Origin of the sequence: Vibrio sp. Isolate24, from assembly GCF_022398215.1 — a bacterium.
GTDB lineage: Bacteria > Pseudomonadota > Gammaproteobacteria > Enterobacterales > Vibrionaceae > Vibrio > Vibrio coralliilyticus_A.
In genome coordinates this window covers 1-600 of the sequence record NZ_JAKEUU010000021.1, presented here as the reverse complement: position 1 = coordinate 600, position 600 = coordinate 1, and the positions used below count along the sequence as shown (strand labels likewise).

At 43.5% G+C, this 600-nt stretch carries 2 rRNA genes; both read right to left on the bottom strand.

Annotated features, from left to right (window positions below):
* A 16S ribosomal RNA gene (locus tag L1D23_RS22150) occupies nucleotides 1-139 on the bottom strand; the annotation flags it as partial.
* Nucleotides 140-456: 317 nt separating this feature from the next.
* Nucleotides 457-572: ribosomal RNA gene (gene rrf, locus L1D23_RS22145) — 5S ribosomal RNA — on the bottom strand.
* Nucleotides 573-600: the final 28 nt, after the last annotated feature.

Genomic DNA, 600 nt, shown 5'->3' with positions numbered 1-600 from the left:
TCCCAGGCATTACTCACCCGTCCGCCGCTCGACGCCGTTATCGTTCCCCGAAGGTTCAGATAACTCGTTTCCGCTCGACTTGCATGTGTTAGGCCTGCCGCCAGCGTTCAATCTGAGCCATGATCAAACTCTTCAATTTAAGATTTTGTTCGGCTCAATGAATACTGAACATTACATAAGTAATGTTTGAATTGACTGTGCTGAATCCGAAGATTCAATGGTCACTTCGTTTCATTGAAACCTAATTTGATACCAAAGTATCGAATTGGATTATCATCAACGAGTGCCCACACAGATTGATAGGTTTATATTGTTAAAGAGCTGTGCTTTCAGTGCCTTAGCACTTAAGCAGGACGCGTATAATACGCGACTGACTGTTGAAGTCAACATAAAACTCTAAACTTTTTTAGAATCTTATGGTGACTTGTCTAACAAGTAGACAAAGTCGAAATTAAAGCCTGGCGATGTCCTACTCTCACATGGGGAAGCCCCACACTACCATCGGCGCTATTGCGTTTCACTTCTGAGTTCGGCATGGAATCAGGTGGGTCCACAACGCTATGGTCGCCAAGCAAATTCTTAATTCGGAAAGCTGTTATT